The 13,422-nt window shown below is 66.1% G+C and carries 14 protein-coding genes and 1 pseudogene; 6 read left to right on the top strand and 9 right to left on the bottom strand.

Annotation, left to right across the window (positions count from 1 at the left end; translation table 11 throughout):
- Positions 1-13: 13 nt before the first annotated feature.
- From AC3WSN_RS01910 to AC3WSN_RS01890, 5 genes are all read right to left on the bottom strand, one after another.
- Positions 14-538, bottom strand: a complete 525-nt coding sequence (locus AC3WSN_RS01910; protein WP_492535965.1) for a cell wall anchor protein — start codon at positions 536-538, stop codon at positions 14-16.
- A 214-nt stretch (positions 539-752) separates the two neighbouring features.
- Entirely contained in the window at positions 753-971 is a 219-nt protein-coding gene (locus AC3WSN_RS01905; RefSeq protein WP_492535963.1) for a hypothetical protein, read from the bottom strand.
- A gap of 185 nt (positions 972-1,156) precedes the next feature.
- Positions 1,157-1,507: a hypothetical protein gene (locus tag AC3WSN_RS01900; RefSeq protein ID WP_192707170.1), complete on the bottom strand. Its 351-nt coding sequence runs from the start codon at positions 1,505-1,507 to the stop codon at positions 1,157-1,159.
- Between the two features lie 24 nt (positions 1,508-1,531).
- Positions 1,532-1,846, bottom strand: a complete 315-nt coding sequence (locus AC3WSN_RS01895; RefSeq protein ID WP_492535961.1) for a hypothetical protein — start codon at positions 1,844-1,846, stop codon at positions 1,532-1,534.
- A 31-nt stretch (positions 1,847-1,877) separates the two neighbouring features.
- Positions 1,878-2,738 carry an SDR family oxidoreductase gene (locus AC3WSN_RS01890; RefSeq protein ID WP_492535959.1) on the bottom strand — a complete coding sequence of 287 codons (861 nt, stop codon included), beginning with the start codon at positions 2,736-2,738 and terminating at the stop codon, positions 1,878-1,880.
- A 446-nt stretch (positions 2,739-3,184) separates the two neighbouring features.
- Here AC3WSN_RS01890 and AC3WSN_RS01885 point away from each other — a divergent pair, with 446 nt between their 5' ends.
- The 3 genes from AC3WSN_RS01885 to AC3WSN_RS01875 all read left to right on the top strand — a co-directional run bounded on the left by AC3WSN_RS01885 (position 3,185) and on the right by AC3WSN_RS01875 (position 6,413).
- Positions 3,185-3,367: a hypothetical protein gene (locus tag AC3WSN_RS01885; RefSeq protein ID WP_091720706.1), complete on the top strand. Its 183-nt coding sequence runs from the start codon at positions 3,185-3,187 to the stop codon at positions 3,365-3,367.
- Between the two features lie 68 nt (positions 3,368-3,435).
- The gene (locus tag AC3WSN_RS01880; RefSeq protein WP_192707167.1) at positions 3,436-3,753 is read left to right on the top strand and encodes a hypothetical protein; all 318 of its coding nucleotides are present in this window, start codon (positions 3,436-3,438) and stop codon (positions 3,751-3,753) included.
- Positions 3,754-4,388: 635 nt separating this feature from the next.
- Positions 4,389-6,413 carry an FUSC family protein gene (locus AC3WSN_RS01875; RefSeq protein WP_492535957.1) on the top strand — a complete coding sequence of 675 codons (2,025 nt, stop codon included), beginning with the start codon at positions 4,389-4,391 and terminating at the stop codon, positions 6,411-6,413.
- A 481-nt stretch (positions 6,414-6,894) separates the two neighbouring features.
- On the opposite strand, the gene AC3WSN_RS01870 is transcribed toward AC3WSN_RS01875, so the two are convergent.
- From AC3WSN_RS01870 to AC3WSN_RS01855, 4 genes are all read right to left on the bottom strand, one after another.
- Complete coding sequence (locus AC3WSN_RS01870) at positions 6,895-7,707, bottom strand: class I SAM-dependent methyltransferase (protein WP_492535955.1); 813 nt, start codon at positions 7,705-7,707, stop codon at positions 6,895-6,897.
- 104 nt (positions 7,708-7,811) lie between these two features.
- Complete coding sequence (locus AC3WSN_RS01865; protein WP_492535953.1) at positions 7,812-8,321, bottom strand: DUF2721 domain-containing protein; 510 nt, start codon at positions 8,319-8,321, stop codon at positions 7,812-7,814.
- 1,204 nt (positions 8,322-9,525) lie between these two features.
- Entirely contained in the window at positions 9,526-10,854 is a 1,329-nt protein-coding gene (locus AC3WSN_RS01860) for a Y-family DNA polymerase (protein ID WP_492535951.1), read from the bottom strand.
- Positions 10,851-11,303, bottom strand: a complete 453-nt coding sequence (locus tag AC3WSN_RS01855; RefSeq protein ID WP_492542985.1) for a LexA family protein — start codon at positions 11,301-11,303, stop codon at positions 10,851-10,853. The genes AC3WSN_RS01860 and AC3WSN_RS01855 overlap by 4 nt, the downstream gene beginning before the upstream one ends.
- Positions 11,304-11,512: 209 nt before the next feature.
- On the opposite strand from AC3WSN_RS01855, the pseudogene AC3WSN_RS01850 reads away from it, so the two are divergent.
- The 3 genes and pseudogenes from AC3WSN_RS01850 (at position 11,513) to AC3WSN_RS01840 (ending at position 13,330) form a co-directional block, all read left to right on the top strand.
- Positions 11,513-11,725, top strand: a pseudogene (locus AC3WSN_RS01850) (hypothetical protein).
- Positions 11,726-12,124: 399 nt separating this feature from the next.
- Complete coding sequence (locus AC3WSN_RS01845) at positions 12,125-12,562, top strand: Ros/MucR family transcriptional regulator (RefSeq protein ID WP_492535949.1); 438 nt, start codon at positions 12,125-12,127, stop codon at positions 12,560-12,562.
- A gap of 630 nt (positions 12,563-13,192) precedes the next feature.
- A complete protein-coding gene (locus tag AC3WSN_RS01840; RefSeq protein ID WP_492535947.1) occupies positions 13,193-13,330 on the top strand; it encodes a hypothetical protein in 138 nt (45 codons plus the stop codon).
- The last annotated feature ends 92 nt before the right edge of the window (positions 13,331-13,422 follow it).

The following is a 13,422-nucleotide window of genomic DNA, read 5'->3' as shown; positions in this document are numbered from 1 at the left end:
ACAACCCGTCCGGTCAGGCCTTCGCGGTGCTCGTCAACGCCGCCGCCGCGACGCCGACGGGGCCGCCGCTCGCGTAGGCGGCGATCGCCTTCGTCATCTGCTGCAGCAAGGCGTCCAGACCACTCCCGATGCTGGCGGTCGAGGACGCGTCGCCGCTCGAGGATGCACCCGTGACCGACGACGTGTCCGAGGCGCCGCTCGCCTGCCCGGCCTGCGTGCCGTCCGCAGCGTCCGACGCGAGCGGATGGTGATGATGCCCGCGATGACGCTGGACCGGGGTCGCATCGCCCGCGGCCTGGCTCGCGTCCGTCACACTGGAGGTCGCGGCGGTCCCGGAGGCATCTGCCGCGTCGGTCGGCGATGTGACGCCGTTCTGCAGGCCCATCTGGCTGAAGTCGGATTGCAGTTGCAGGAGCGAGGCCATCAGGTCGTTCGACATCGCCGGCGCGGAGGTCGCGCTGCCTGACTGAGCGGCGCTGCCCGCGCTCTGGGCCGATCCGGCATCCTGCGACGCAGGCGTGAACGTGTCGGCGTCCACCGGCCGTGCATTAGCGGCGCGCGCCTGACGCAGCGCGATGACGAGATCCTTCTGAAGGGATGCCCCTGAGACCGTGTTCACCGACATAGCCGAATCCTCTGCCGCCTTTCAGATCCGGCAGGCACGGCGCGTTCCAGAAATTCGCTTGTGATTTCAAGCACCCGTTCGGGCAAAGCACCGGCAGGTTCGACCGCGCGGCAATTTCTGCCGCGCATTACCAGGCCGACATCGCGCGGATCGCGGCCGGGCCGGGCGTGTGCGTGCCGGCGAGGAATGCGAGGAGGGTGATCGCGTTCAGTAGGGCGCAGAGCAGGAGCAAGACGCCGAGGCCCTCGGTGACGGCCTCGGCGCGCGTGCCGGCTTTCTGGATGAGGATGCAGCCGAGCGTGAACAGCGAGGCCATCGCGAGGGGCAGGCCGAGGATGGACGGCATCGCCGCTTAGGCGCTCGCGACGACGCGGGCAGCCGCCGTTTCACAGCGAGCTCGGCCGCGTCTGACTGCCCGGGTCGCCACCATCATCGATTCCCCTCGCCCGCGGAAGCATGGCTGTCGCGGCAGAGCGGCTGCGACCGGTTCGGCATCGACGCCGAGCCTTCGATCGGAATCAGCGCCCCTGTTCAGCGCCCCTGCGCGCCAGCCGGGACGTCCCGGTCGCTCACTGCAATGAGCGCGAGTTCGCTGAGGCCGAGGGCCGCGAGCAGAAGGCGATCTTCCGCCGGCTCGTCCTGCAGGAGCGCGGCCGCGCCGACGAAGCTGAGGGCGCCGACCGCGTCGCAGGCGAGATGGGCCCGCATGGACAGCGCCGGCACGAGACCGCCCTCGTAGCGCGTCAGGAGCGAGTAGGCGTAATGCCACACGGGGCCGATCCGCATGATTCGGCGCGTGGCAGGGCCACGCCCTTGCGAGAGCGCGGCGATCATCGCGGGGAAGACGTAATCGGTGACGGCGTGCACGCGGCTCGGGATCATCCCTGAGTTTCCTCGGGTCGACTGTCAGGACGATTTCGACGTGGTGCTGGCATCGCCGAGATGGCGCAGGTTCTCGGGCGGAGTCTCTGCCTCGGTTGCCTCGACGGAGGCGGTGCTGCCGCCGGCCACGGAATCCAGACGCTGGTGACCCGAGGCGATCCGTGCCGTCTCCGCCTGCCAGCTCGGATCGGATTCGAGTTCGCGCTGCAGCTGCGCCGGGCGTCCGACGTCCCGGGCCTCATCCTGACCGAAATCCTGCCCGTTGCGATCGGTGTAGGCGTCGAACTCCCGAAGGTTCGGGCGCTTCGAACGCTGCGTGTCGTCAGTCTCGTGTGCCAAGGGATGCTCCCGTTTTGCTGCGGAGGATGGATCAGATGATCGGTTTGCCGCCGGTGACCGCGACGGTCGCGCCGGAGACGTAGCTGGATTCCGGGCTCGCCAGCATGACGTAGACCGGTGCGAGTTCGCAGGGCTGGCCGGGGCGCTTCATCGGGACTTGGGAGCCGAAGCTGCGCACCTTCTCTTCCGGCATGGTGGAGGGGATGAGCGGCGTCCAGATCGGGCCGGGCGCCACGCAGTTCACGCGGATGTCGCGCTCGGCCAGCATCTGCGCCAGGCCGCCGGTGAAGTTCTGGATCGCGCCCTTGGTGGTCGCGTAGGCGAGCAGCTGCGGGCTGGGCGTATCGGCGTTCACCGAGGTCGTGTTGATGATGGCGCTTCCGCCCTTCATGTGCGGGAGCGCGGCCTTCACCAGGTAGAACATCGCGTGGATGTTGGTCGCGAACGTGACCTCCCACTCCTCGTCCGAGATGTCCTCCGGGTTGGCGAAGGTCTTCTGATGCGCGGCGTTGTTGACCAGCACGTCGACTTGCCCGAACTCGGCGACGGCCTTGTCGACGATGGCCCGGCAATGCTTCGGATCCTTGATGTCGCCGGGGAGCGGGACTGCCTTGCGCCCGGCGGACTCGACGAGGCGGCAGGTTTCCCGGGCGTCGTCGTGCTCGTCGTAATAGCTCACCAGAACGTCCGCGCCCTCGCGGGCGAAAGCCAGGGCGACCGCGCGGCCGATGCCGCTATCCGCGCCGGTGATGATCGTCTTCCGGCCGGACAGGCGCCCCGACCCCTTGTAGTGCGCCTCGCCGTAATCCGGGCGCGGGTCCATGTCGGCGTCCCGCGCCGGCGGGGTGAGCTGGCGTTGCCGGTCGAAGGGCGGCTTCGGGAAGTCGGTCATTGTGGCGCTCCTTCCAGCGCGGCGGCTGGTCACGACGTCTCATCGAGGGCCGCGACGCAGGGCGCCGCGACGATGGGAGGCAGGCTGTGCCCGAAGATCGCGTGTGGCCGCTGTCGAAGAGCGCCCCGGTTTCATGCCCCGGTGAGGCCCGCCGGATCGAAGCGAGCATCGGTTCTGTCCCGATAACCCGGCCTCCCGGCCATTGTTTCGTCGGTCGCGCAGTTCCGCCGATGCGCTCATCTGCATCGTTGTTCCCCTCAGACGCGCAGTAGATGTCGCTGCGGTTGCCCGGTCCGGGGCGCGTCAGCCGGTCCCCAAAGTGTATCTTTGTATTCCGTCATGGACACGGCGCGCGGTCTGTTCGGAAAGCTTGGCCGGATACACATCATCCGGAACGATGCGTGCGCCCCTGGGTTTGCACCACATTCGGCAACGACGGGGTACACATGACGACCAAGCCACCACCCGTTCCTCCGGCGAACCGCTCCGACAAGGGTCCCGGCAGCGCAACGGAAGCGCCGCTTTCGCAAGGCCGCGCCGGTTCTCAGACGAAGGATCCCGACAAGGTCGGGCAGGCTGGGAATTCGAAGGTGAACACCACCAATCAGGGCTACCAGCAGGACCGCTGACAGCCGCCAGCGCGGCGGCTGCGTCCGCCGTGCCGAACACAGCTTAGGTTCCGCATCGGAGAATCAACATGGCGAATGCAAGTCGGCATAAGGTCGGTCCGGGCGCCCAGGGCAAGGGTGATGGGACCGGCGCGATGTCGGAATTGCCGGATGGTGTGCTGCCGGAGAACATGGTTCTCAGCAATCGCGACAAGTCTCGTCACAGCGACGAGCGCGGCCTCGACAGCAAGAACGTTCAGACTGAGCAGTATCAGGACCACGCCGGGAATCGTCAGGTTTCCCTCGACGAGGCGGCGGATGCCAGCGGGAATACCAGCGGGCTTGCCAACCCGATGACGGACGAATCCGGTGCGCAGAGCAGCCTCAGGAAGCAGCAGCATTCGTAAGGGTCGGCGACCCGTTACCGGAGTCGCGATCCGGTCGGGAGTCGCGGCCCTCGCCGCGCCTCCCGGGCGTTCCGCAGCAGGCAGGCCTGGCTGTTCGATGCCGGGCGTCCGATCAGCCGGCCATTCTGATAATGGATGATGGCCGCCTGAATTGTCTGGAATGCAGAACCAGGATCAGGACAGGTGCGATGTCGAGATCGGTAATCCTCGCTCCGCTCCTCGCGAGCGTCACGCTCAGCTCGGCTCTCGCCCAGGCTGTCAATCCGACGCCGGGGACCGAGGCTGCGCAATCCAATGCGCTCCTCAGCACCCCGGTCTGGCTGATCCTGGGGGTTATCGTCGCCTTTGCGATATTATACGCGCTCCGCGCGCGCCGTCGACGGTAGGTCAAAGCTCAAAAACGTGGTGTTTTACCTGACGTGCTAACACACGTGAGTGTCACGTCGCCCCGATCACGCACACTACAGTCCCGTCCGGGTCCGGAGATCTGAAACATCGGCGGCGATCTTCGGTTTTGCGCGGGCGCCCATGAAGCCGGGCCACGGCTACGGGCGCGGATCCGGCGCGGACCTGCCAGGATCCAGAGTACCGCTTGATGGCGGCTGACCGGTCGGACGAGGCGAGTCAGGTGACGCGTGTCTGAAGCTCGCCTATCGCGGTTCAACCGCCTTCTCGACCGCCTGGACGCGGTCGTCCCGCAACCGCAAGCTTGGTTCTTCGCGCTCCGCATCTGGATCGCGATGATGCTCGCGCTCTACGTCGCGTTCTGGCTTCAGCTGGAGAGCGCCTCCTCTGCGGCCGTGAGCGTCGCGATCCTGGCGCAACCGAAGCGCGGACAGGCGATCTCCAAGGCGATCTACCGGTTCCTCGGGACGCTCCTCGGTGGCGTGATCTCCATCGTGTTCGCGGCGGCATTCGGCCAGGACCGGGTGCTGATGCTGGTCTGCTTCACGGCCTGGCTGAGCCTCTGCGTGTTCGTCGCACAGTACCTTCAGGACACGCGCGCCTACGGGGCGATGCTGTCGGGCTACACGGTGGCGATCATCGCGATCAGCAACATCGACACGCCGCACAACGTCTTCGACGCGGCGGTGTCGCGCGTGGCGGCGATCGCCGTCGCCATCACGGCCATCACCTTCATCAACGACGCGCTCGCCTCACCCAGCACGTGGCGCGGCCTGCTGCCGTCGATCGCGACCGCGCTCCGGTCGGCGAAGGTCTTCGCCCGCCAAGCGCTCCGCGACGGCGATCCCGGCCCCGAGAAGGCCCTCCATCTGATTCGCATGGCGGCGCCGCTGAGGGCGGATGCGAGCGCGATCGCGGGCGAACTCGACGACGGCCCCCAACGGGCCGCGGGGGCCCGCAGCGCCATCGCGGCTCTCTACGGGACGATGGCGGCGAGCCGGAACTTCGCCATCGCCGCACGGGATGCCGGCTCGGACCGTCCGGCCATCGCGGAGGCCCGCTCGATCTGCGCCCGGCTGATGGCCGACGACGGCGCATCGGTGGACAATTCGGCCTTCGCCGAAGCCCGCGGGCGGTTACGGGCGCTGATCGAAGCTGCGGTCCGTGACGGTCGTCGCAGCCTCGACGAGGTTCTCACCCTTCAACGCGCCCGCGACCTCGCGACCGCGTTGATGTTTGCGCAGGACGGACTGAATGCTCTCAGGAACGGTTTTCAGCCGTTGCGCGACGTCCGACTGCCGACCCACCGCGATTTCCCTGTGGCGTTCCGCGGTGCCGCACGCGTCGCCCTCGCCTTCGCGCTGACGGCGGCCCTGTTCGTCGGGCTCGGCTGGCCGGCGACGACCTATGCCCTCGTGCAGGTCGCCGCGATGGGCGCGATGTCGTCGGTCAATCCCGATCCGCTGAAATACGCCAACGGCGTCGTCATCGGCATCCCGCTCGCGGGCTTGGCGGCCGGCCTGATCCTGCTCCTGACGTTGCCGACGGTGAACGGCTTTCCAATCCTGGCGCTCGCGGTCGCGCCCGTCATCTTCGCCGCCTGCTTCCTGATCCTGAATCCGCCAACCGCGTCCATCGGCTTCATCCTGCTGGTCTACTTCCCGGTGCTGCTGTCGCCGGGAAACCCGCAGAGCTTCGATGCGCAGACGTTCTTCGCCAATTTCGCTCAGATGATGATCGTCGCCGTCATCCTCGCGACGACCGTGCGGGTGGTCCTGCCGATCCGGCCTGATCAGGCCCGAGCGTATGCCTTCGACTCCGCGATCCGGGATGTCCGGAGCGCCCTCGTCGGCGCAGGCGGCGACGCGGTCGACCGGACCAGCCTGAACTCCGATCGGATCTTTCAGTACGCCCAGATCAATGCCGGACCGGATATCGTCCGTGCGCGGCGCCTGAAGCTCGCTTTCGCCATCGCCCATCTGGAGGCGTCCGCTGCACGGGCGCATGACCAACTGCGCGCCTTCCACCGGGATGCCATCCTTCAAACAGCGAGCGCGCAGGCGCGCGCGGCCCTGGCGGGCGGAACCGTGGGTGACATCGAGGCCGCCGCGCAGGCGCTACTCAGGGCCGGCCGCGACGCCGACGCCTCTCAGAGCCTTCCGGTTGCCCGGGCCGTGAGCGACCTCGTGGCGGTCGCGCGCGTCATGGCGCGCCACGAACGCTTCCTTCAGACGATCGCGCATCCGGCGACGTGACGGCCGCTTCGTGTGAGCGTCGATGGTCCTCGCTGCGCCACGAAGAGACGCACGATTTTGCGCTCGTGTGGCGGCCGGAGCCGAAGAATTCGGGAGGGTTGGATGGTGGCTCCCCGAGCAATTGAGCCACAACGCAATGGCGCCAGCGGCTCGGCTCCCGCACCCGCGCGTACCGACCCTACTGATAGGCAAGTCAAATCTTCGACGCCTCCCGCACCCGTCAACGGTCCGACGGCTGCTCAAACGCCCTCCCCTGCCCTCGCAATCAGCGACGCCGAGCGAGTCCAACTAGGCGGAGGAAAGATCCGCCTTTTGCCTTGATGTGCGTCCGAGAAGGTTGGGGAACGGACTCTTCCTTTTGCCCAAAAGCGAACGTTCCGCTCCCGACCCATGTCGGGCATCCCGGAGCCGTTCAGAGCTACCTGAAAGCGGCCATACGTCGGCCGTCCGGCAGCTTCGGCCCTGGGCGGAGAACAGCCTGTCATCGCGTTGCGCAGAACACGATCGCGCGTATCCGGCCCTCAATCGGGCCCTCCCCGAAGCGCGCTGCCAGCGCCGCTGCAACGCGCTGCGTCGCCTCCTCAAGACGGGCAGCGTCCCGCGCCGCGATCTCACTTCGCAAGGGTGTGCCCTGACAGAAGGCCAAGGCTGGCTCATGAGGCGTTTCGCTCCTGCTGACGCGCTCCACTGTCTTAGAGGTGACATCGGCAAAGCCGGCGGCCTTCAGGTCCTCGATGATGCGAGCGGTGTCGCAGTAGCCGTGCGGCGTTCGCGCGAGAAAGCGAGGCGGATCGTCAGGAAAGATTTCGGCGAGAGCTCGCGTCACGGCGTCGGGGAATTCGTTCGCACCGATCTCGTCCCATACGCTGAGCAGATAGCAGCCGGAGGGTTTTAGGACGCGCCAAGCCTCCCTGAACCCTTGATGCTTATCGGTGAAAAACATGGCCCCGAACTGGCAAATCACCGCGTTGAACGTCTCGTCGGCGAAAGGCAGCGCCAAGGCGTCGGCCTGTCGCCATTCGACGGGGCTGTCGCGAGGGACGTGAGTACGCGCGACGTCGAGCATGGCCGCGTTGAGATCGGTGGCCACCAAGCGGGTCGCGGCGGGCAGCATTGTCGCGAGTGCTCGGGTGACGACGCCCGTGCCGGCGGCGGTCTCCAAGACGCTGCCGGGCTTCAACCGGCGTACCTCCTCGGCCAAGTCTTGGGCGTAAGGCTCGAAGATCAGCGGAACGAGGTGACGTTCGTACAGCTGGGGGATCGATCCCGTGAAAGCTTTGTCCGCCTCCGCCATTGGAACTCTCCCAATTATCAGGGGGAGCATGAAATGCGACTATCGTCGAAGCCTTGCAAGCAGACGTTGCAGAAGACGCTTAAACGGTGGTGATCGGCAGGCCCTCAGGGCCGATCCCGTCCGGTGCCATGCCGGTCCCTTTTCGGGTCGTTTATGGCGCCGGCTTCTTGCCCAATGCTCTCCGCGAGTTCCGGGATGTCCAGCAACTCGTTGTGTATCTGCCGATAGATTATCCCGCCTTCCACAATCACGATGACCGTACCAGCAATGACGAGCAGCATGCCGATCAGTGCGGTTCCAGCGCTTAGGAACTTGAAGATTGACAGATCCGGGAAGGTCAATGCCAAACCGCCGGCTATGAGTGTGCAGATCAACAGGATTGCAGATACCAGGCCGCAGCCTGTGGCCCTGCTCATCAGTTCGCATCGGCGCTTGTAGTGAACAATCTGATCCACCATGTTGGCTTTTCTGCTGCCGGAAAGATCGGACGTCCTATATTTCTCAATGATATCGCGGTAACGCTCGACCGCAGCATCGTATCGCGTTTGAAGAAAGCCCACGAAAATCCAGGCCGCGAAGATTAGGGAAGCTGCCGGCCCGATCACCTTCAGCACGTTTGCGAGATCTAAATTCATTGGGCTTCAGCGACTCCGGAATCGTGGGCGACGGCTGGTTGCCGTGAGAAGCGTTGAGCGCTTTTCAGAGCGGCGGACCTCAGTCCTCGACGCATCCCATCTTGTGCGGCAGGTAGCAGGGAAAATCTGGTCAACCCGCCTGCGGTTCACGACGGTCGGTTCACGATTGAGGTGAGACGCCTCGGTTCGGTTCAGCACGAACACACGCTTTCGTGCTCACGCGCGATATTCCAGGGTGCCTTGTCGGCTATCGCTGCTCGACCCTGGGTAGAACTGGTTCGGCGGCGACGCGTAGAGCCTGCGGGCTCGTAAAGGGGGCGCGCCTCAGCCTTTCCCTCGTCGCTCGCCAGAGAGGGACACCTTCAAGCGCCGAGTGATTCCTCGTTGATCAGCGCCCGCGATGACGAACGTCGAACCGATCAGGCGCGCGAAAACTAACCCTCGTTTGCGCGACAGGTTTGGATGGGCCGTAAGCTCACATCTCAAACCTCTCGCAACATGACGCTTAGCTATGAGAGCACCCCCGCCGTGGGAAGACAGCCCGCATCTCCGCGAGATGTTGAAGCTTTTTAAGCGAACCTCCCGAAGTGCCTGGGCTTCGAGAGGAAGAAGCCTTCTTCCGAAAGCTCATGGCTCTTGAGACTGCGGCAACGCTCGCGAGCGCACCGGAGTCCACGCTCGAGATGATCAGGCGGTTACGACGTATCGCCAGTCGCGCCGCGTTGTCGCTCGCGCCACTTGCGACGACGGAAGTTCGAGGGCACTGACGCCCGCCGCTTGATGTGCCTCTGAAAGTCGCAAGAGCAGCTATCGAACTGCTGTCGGTGCAGAAGATTGCCGTTCGCACACAGGCTGCGCGAGGTCTTCGACAGCATTCGGGATCAGCGAGACATGGATCGCCGCCGCACGTGAGACAGCGCCCACATTCGTGAGTGCGTCCGGATGATCCACGAGGATACGAGGAAGCGGAGCAAGTTGCTGCAGGAGATCGCCGAGGACCAGCGTCTCAAGCACGGCAGCGCGTGGCCTGCTTCGCGCAAGTGGGAGGGACTGGGGGTCGCGGAGAATTGGCCTTCGCCATCTAACGCCCATCCGCTTTTCCGGCTTCTCGGCCGAAAGCGGACCGGCGGAAATCCACCCATAACGGACCTTGCAGCTAGCGACCGCATGCGAGGTAAGGCGGTCATGCATAGGCGACCGGCAACTCGCTCACCTGCGTCGTGTAGCGGGGCGTGCGCATCTCAAACTTCGTGTTCCAGTCGCGCCGGCTCACCAGACCCGCGCGGGCCGGCACCACGGCGCCGCGGCCCCACCGGGCGTTGCAGGCATCCATCGCCGCCATCAGCGGCCCCGATCGCTCGCGATCCAGCGCGCCGATCAGCGCCCGCGGGCTGTGCGACAGCGGCACGAGATCGTTGGTGACGATCCCCGCCTTCGCGTAGCGCCAGGGCCGCTCGCCCGGCTCCCGCCAGGTCTTGGCCACCCCGTGCCACGCCGCCTTGACCAGCGCCAGTGTGTCCGAGGTGTGCTCCGGCAACTGCACCGTGGTCGAGACCGAGCGCATCGGATCATCCCGGTCGTGCTCGCTCGTGTGATAGAAGACTGTGACGTGGTTGGTCCCGAGCCCCTCCCGCCGCAGCTTCTCGCCGAGGCGCGTCGCGTGCGCGGCCACCGCCTCCTCCAGCACCGCCCGCTCGGTGATCCGGCTGGAGAACGAGCGGGTCACCGCGCAGCCCTTCCGGCGCGCCGGCACCATCTCCAGCGGCAGGCAGGCCAGCCCGCGCAGCTCGTGAATGATGCGCTCGCCTACCACCGTCAGGCCCTTGCGCACCGGTCGCGGGTCGAGGTCGCGCAGGTCCGCCACGCTCTCGACGCCCATCGCCTGGAGCTTCGCCAGCGAGGCCCGGCCGATGCCCCAGACCTCGGCGACGTCGATCCGGCACAGCCAGTGCGCGTAGGCCATTGGGTCGGTCAGGTCGCACACGCCAGCGAGATCCGGCACCGTCTTGGCGATGTGGTTGGCGAGCTTGGCGAGCGTCTTGGTCGGACCGATGCCGACGCAGGTCGGGATTCCCGTCCAGGCGCGGACCGTAGCGCGCAGGTCGCGGGCGAGTTCGACCCGGAGCGCCGGCGCCACGTCCGACAGGTTCAGGAAGCTCTCGTCGATCGAGTAGATCTCCACCTGCGGGCTGAACTGCCGGTAGACCGTGTTGGTGCGCCCAGACATGTCGCCGTAGAGCGTGTAGTTCGACGAGAACACCCGCACGCCCTGGACCCGGCACAGGTCGCGGATCTTGAAGTACGGGTCGCCCATCTGGATGCCGAGCGCCTTGGCCTCAGCGGTGCGGGCGATGGCGCAACCGTCGTTGTTCGAGAGCACGATGACCGGCACCGCGGCGAGCCTGGGGTCGAATACGCGCTCGCACGAGCAGTAGAAGCTGTTGCCGTCGATCAGCGCCACGGCGCGGCCGCCGCCGATCCGGTCGCGCAGGCGCGCCTCGGGCCCGCTCACGACAGCTGCCCGCGGGCGACGTGCCAGCGGATCGAGAAGCGGACCACGCCCCAGATCGCGCCCTCGCCGAACTCATCGACCGCGAACGCCGGCAGGTCCGGGTTGCAGAAGGCCAGCCGCGCGATGTTGCCGTCGATCACGAGGCGCTTGCAGCTCATCTGGCCGTCGATCGCCGCGACCACGACGCTGCCGTGGCCGGCCTTGAGGCTGCGGTCGACGCAGGCGAGGTCGCGGTCGTAGATGCCGGCGCCCTCCATGGACGAGCCACTGATCCGCCACAGGAAGGTGGCGGGCGGGTTCGGCACGAGCCAGCGCGGCAGCTCGAGCGCGCCTTCGAGGAAGTCGTCGGCCGGCGACGGGAAGCCGGCGCACAGGGCCTGCCCGATCACCGGCACGCGGACCGCGTCGGGGCTCTGGACCAGCAGTTCGTCGATCCGGTTGAGGTGCACCCTGCGCTCCGTCATGCTAGAACGAAGACAGAACAAATCGGAGATGCAGGGTCGGTTCAATGCGTTCGTCGCCGACGCGAAAACGCGCCGTGGACGGATGTGGACAGGGTCGAGAAAAGCAAACGGCGGCAGCGCGTTGCGCCGACCGTCAGCGAGGACGGGCGGACATGGCGATGAAGACGGCGTTCGTAGTGTAGCCGGTCAAGCCGCTGCGGAAGCGGTTGCGGCCCGCCCGGCAGGAGCCGGCGCAGACCGAGAGCGTGGCGGTGAAGAAAGCCGAGAACCTGGCCGAGCGGATGCCCAGCGCTGTGGCGCTGAAGGTGGTGGCCGACGACGAGACGGGCTAGCTGGAAGGCATCACGATCCTTGACCAGTGGGGCGAGATCCCGGACGATGTCGCCGAGAGCCTGCAGGGCGGCTGACGATCAGCGACGCGCGTCCAGCAGGCTCATGAAATAGCAACCGCCTCCTTCGACCTGCTGATCGCTACGAAGAAGCAGCACGCGGCCGAGGATGAGGCAGAGTTCCATCGCGTCGACCAAGCTGAAGATCACTGGTCGGCTTGTGGGAGGCATGCCCAAGGACGCGATTCAGCAGCGTTCGACCGAGGCTCGCGAGCGCGCAATCGTCACGGCACATGGGCGGCCGAGCCGAGTGTGTCGGGCGATCGTCCCGCTCCAAAGCAGCCAAGCAGCGTCATTATTCCCGCTTCGGCGGTGCAAAATCATTATAACCGGCCGACAGCGTAACTCAAATTTTGAGTTGCCTTCCGTTAGCGATAGTCATAGCTTGCGAGCCAGAATTCGGCGGGGTGAAGCAAAGTGACTACGGGAACACCAGACCGCACGTCGGACCTGATCGAAATAGCCGGCGGGATCGTTTCCGCATACGTCTCGCGGAATCCGGTCCCGGCGGCTGAGCTTCCGAAGCTAATTCACAGCGTTCATACCGCGATTGCGGGACTAGCCTCTGGCGGCATATCTGACGCGCCTGCCTCGACTTACGAGATCCAGAAGCCAAGCGCACTCCAGATTCGCAAGTCGGTCCGGGATGACGGCATCACGAGCTTCATCGACGGCAGGACCTATAAGACGCTCAAGCGCCATCTCTCAGCCAAGGGGCTCGACCCGCACAGCTACCGTGAACGGTTCGGACTACCCAGCGATTACCCGATGGTGGCCCCGAGCTACGCCGAGAAGCGCTCGGCCCTGGCTAGGGCGATCGGGCTTGGCGTGCCGGGTGCGCGCCGGTCAGCTTAGAAGCGCCGCGAGATCGCCGGCCCAACACAGGCGGGCCGCCGAGCCGCTGACTTCAGATCGTCACTCGTGTCACCACGACTCCAGCGTCTCGGACGAGGCGTTGGAGCGACGCGCATCGGATGGCCGAAGGTATCGGCCCAACTCAGCGGAATGATCTCGGCGCAGGGCATTTCGATAGCGGCTGCTGCGGCGGCCTTTGAGCGGCGAAGATTAGCAGCGCCGATCCAGCGGGCCACTCAGTGTTCAGGTCCGCGGCGCAAGGCCGGTGATCGTTCAGGCTTGGACCAGCGCTGTGCAGAGCGGACGTGGTCGCGCTTACCTGAAGACATGAGCGAGGCCCCCTATCGGGCTGTCGAAGACTGTTTTTAACAATGTGACCAGCTGAGTCGCATCCTCCTTTTGGGTGAGATGCCGAAGGATGCCGGGTTTGGCTGGCCAAGACGCCAGCGTCGTCCTTTGTAGCGCGATGCCTGAGAGCGAGCCTGTGCTGCCGAGGATGGCGGCCGGCGGTTACCGGGACGAGACCGAGCATGCTACGCCGGCGGCCTGCCCCGTTGGCTGCACTTCGTTCTTGGCTTCCTCACGCTGATCGCGCTCGCTGTGGCCGTTGTCCGCGCAGGACTCCGCAACATGCCGGGCGGGGATAGTGCGTGGTTCTGGCGCTGGAGCTACGAAGCCTTGGTCCTGATGCTGGCCGCCGCTTTCGTGACCTTCGTCGTTCTGCTCACCCGGAAGGGGAAGGCTGCTCGGATCGACGAGGAGCCTTGATGCCGCCGAGTCCCCGGCAGCGCCCGGGAAAGCCCGCGCCGGCGGACTTGGAAGCTCCGAGTACCAAGACCGCCAGAACAAGCGTGACTCAA

This window comes from Methylobacterium sp. FW102-HT35C08, assembly GCF_058790235.1.
The sequence above is the reverse complement of the archived record's forward strand: the minus strand, read 5'-3'. Positions and strand labels throughout refer to the sequence as shown.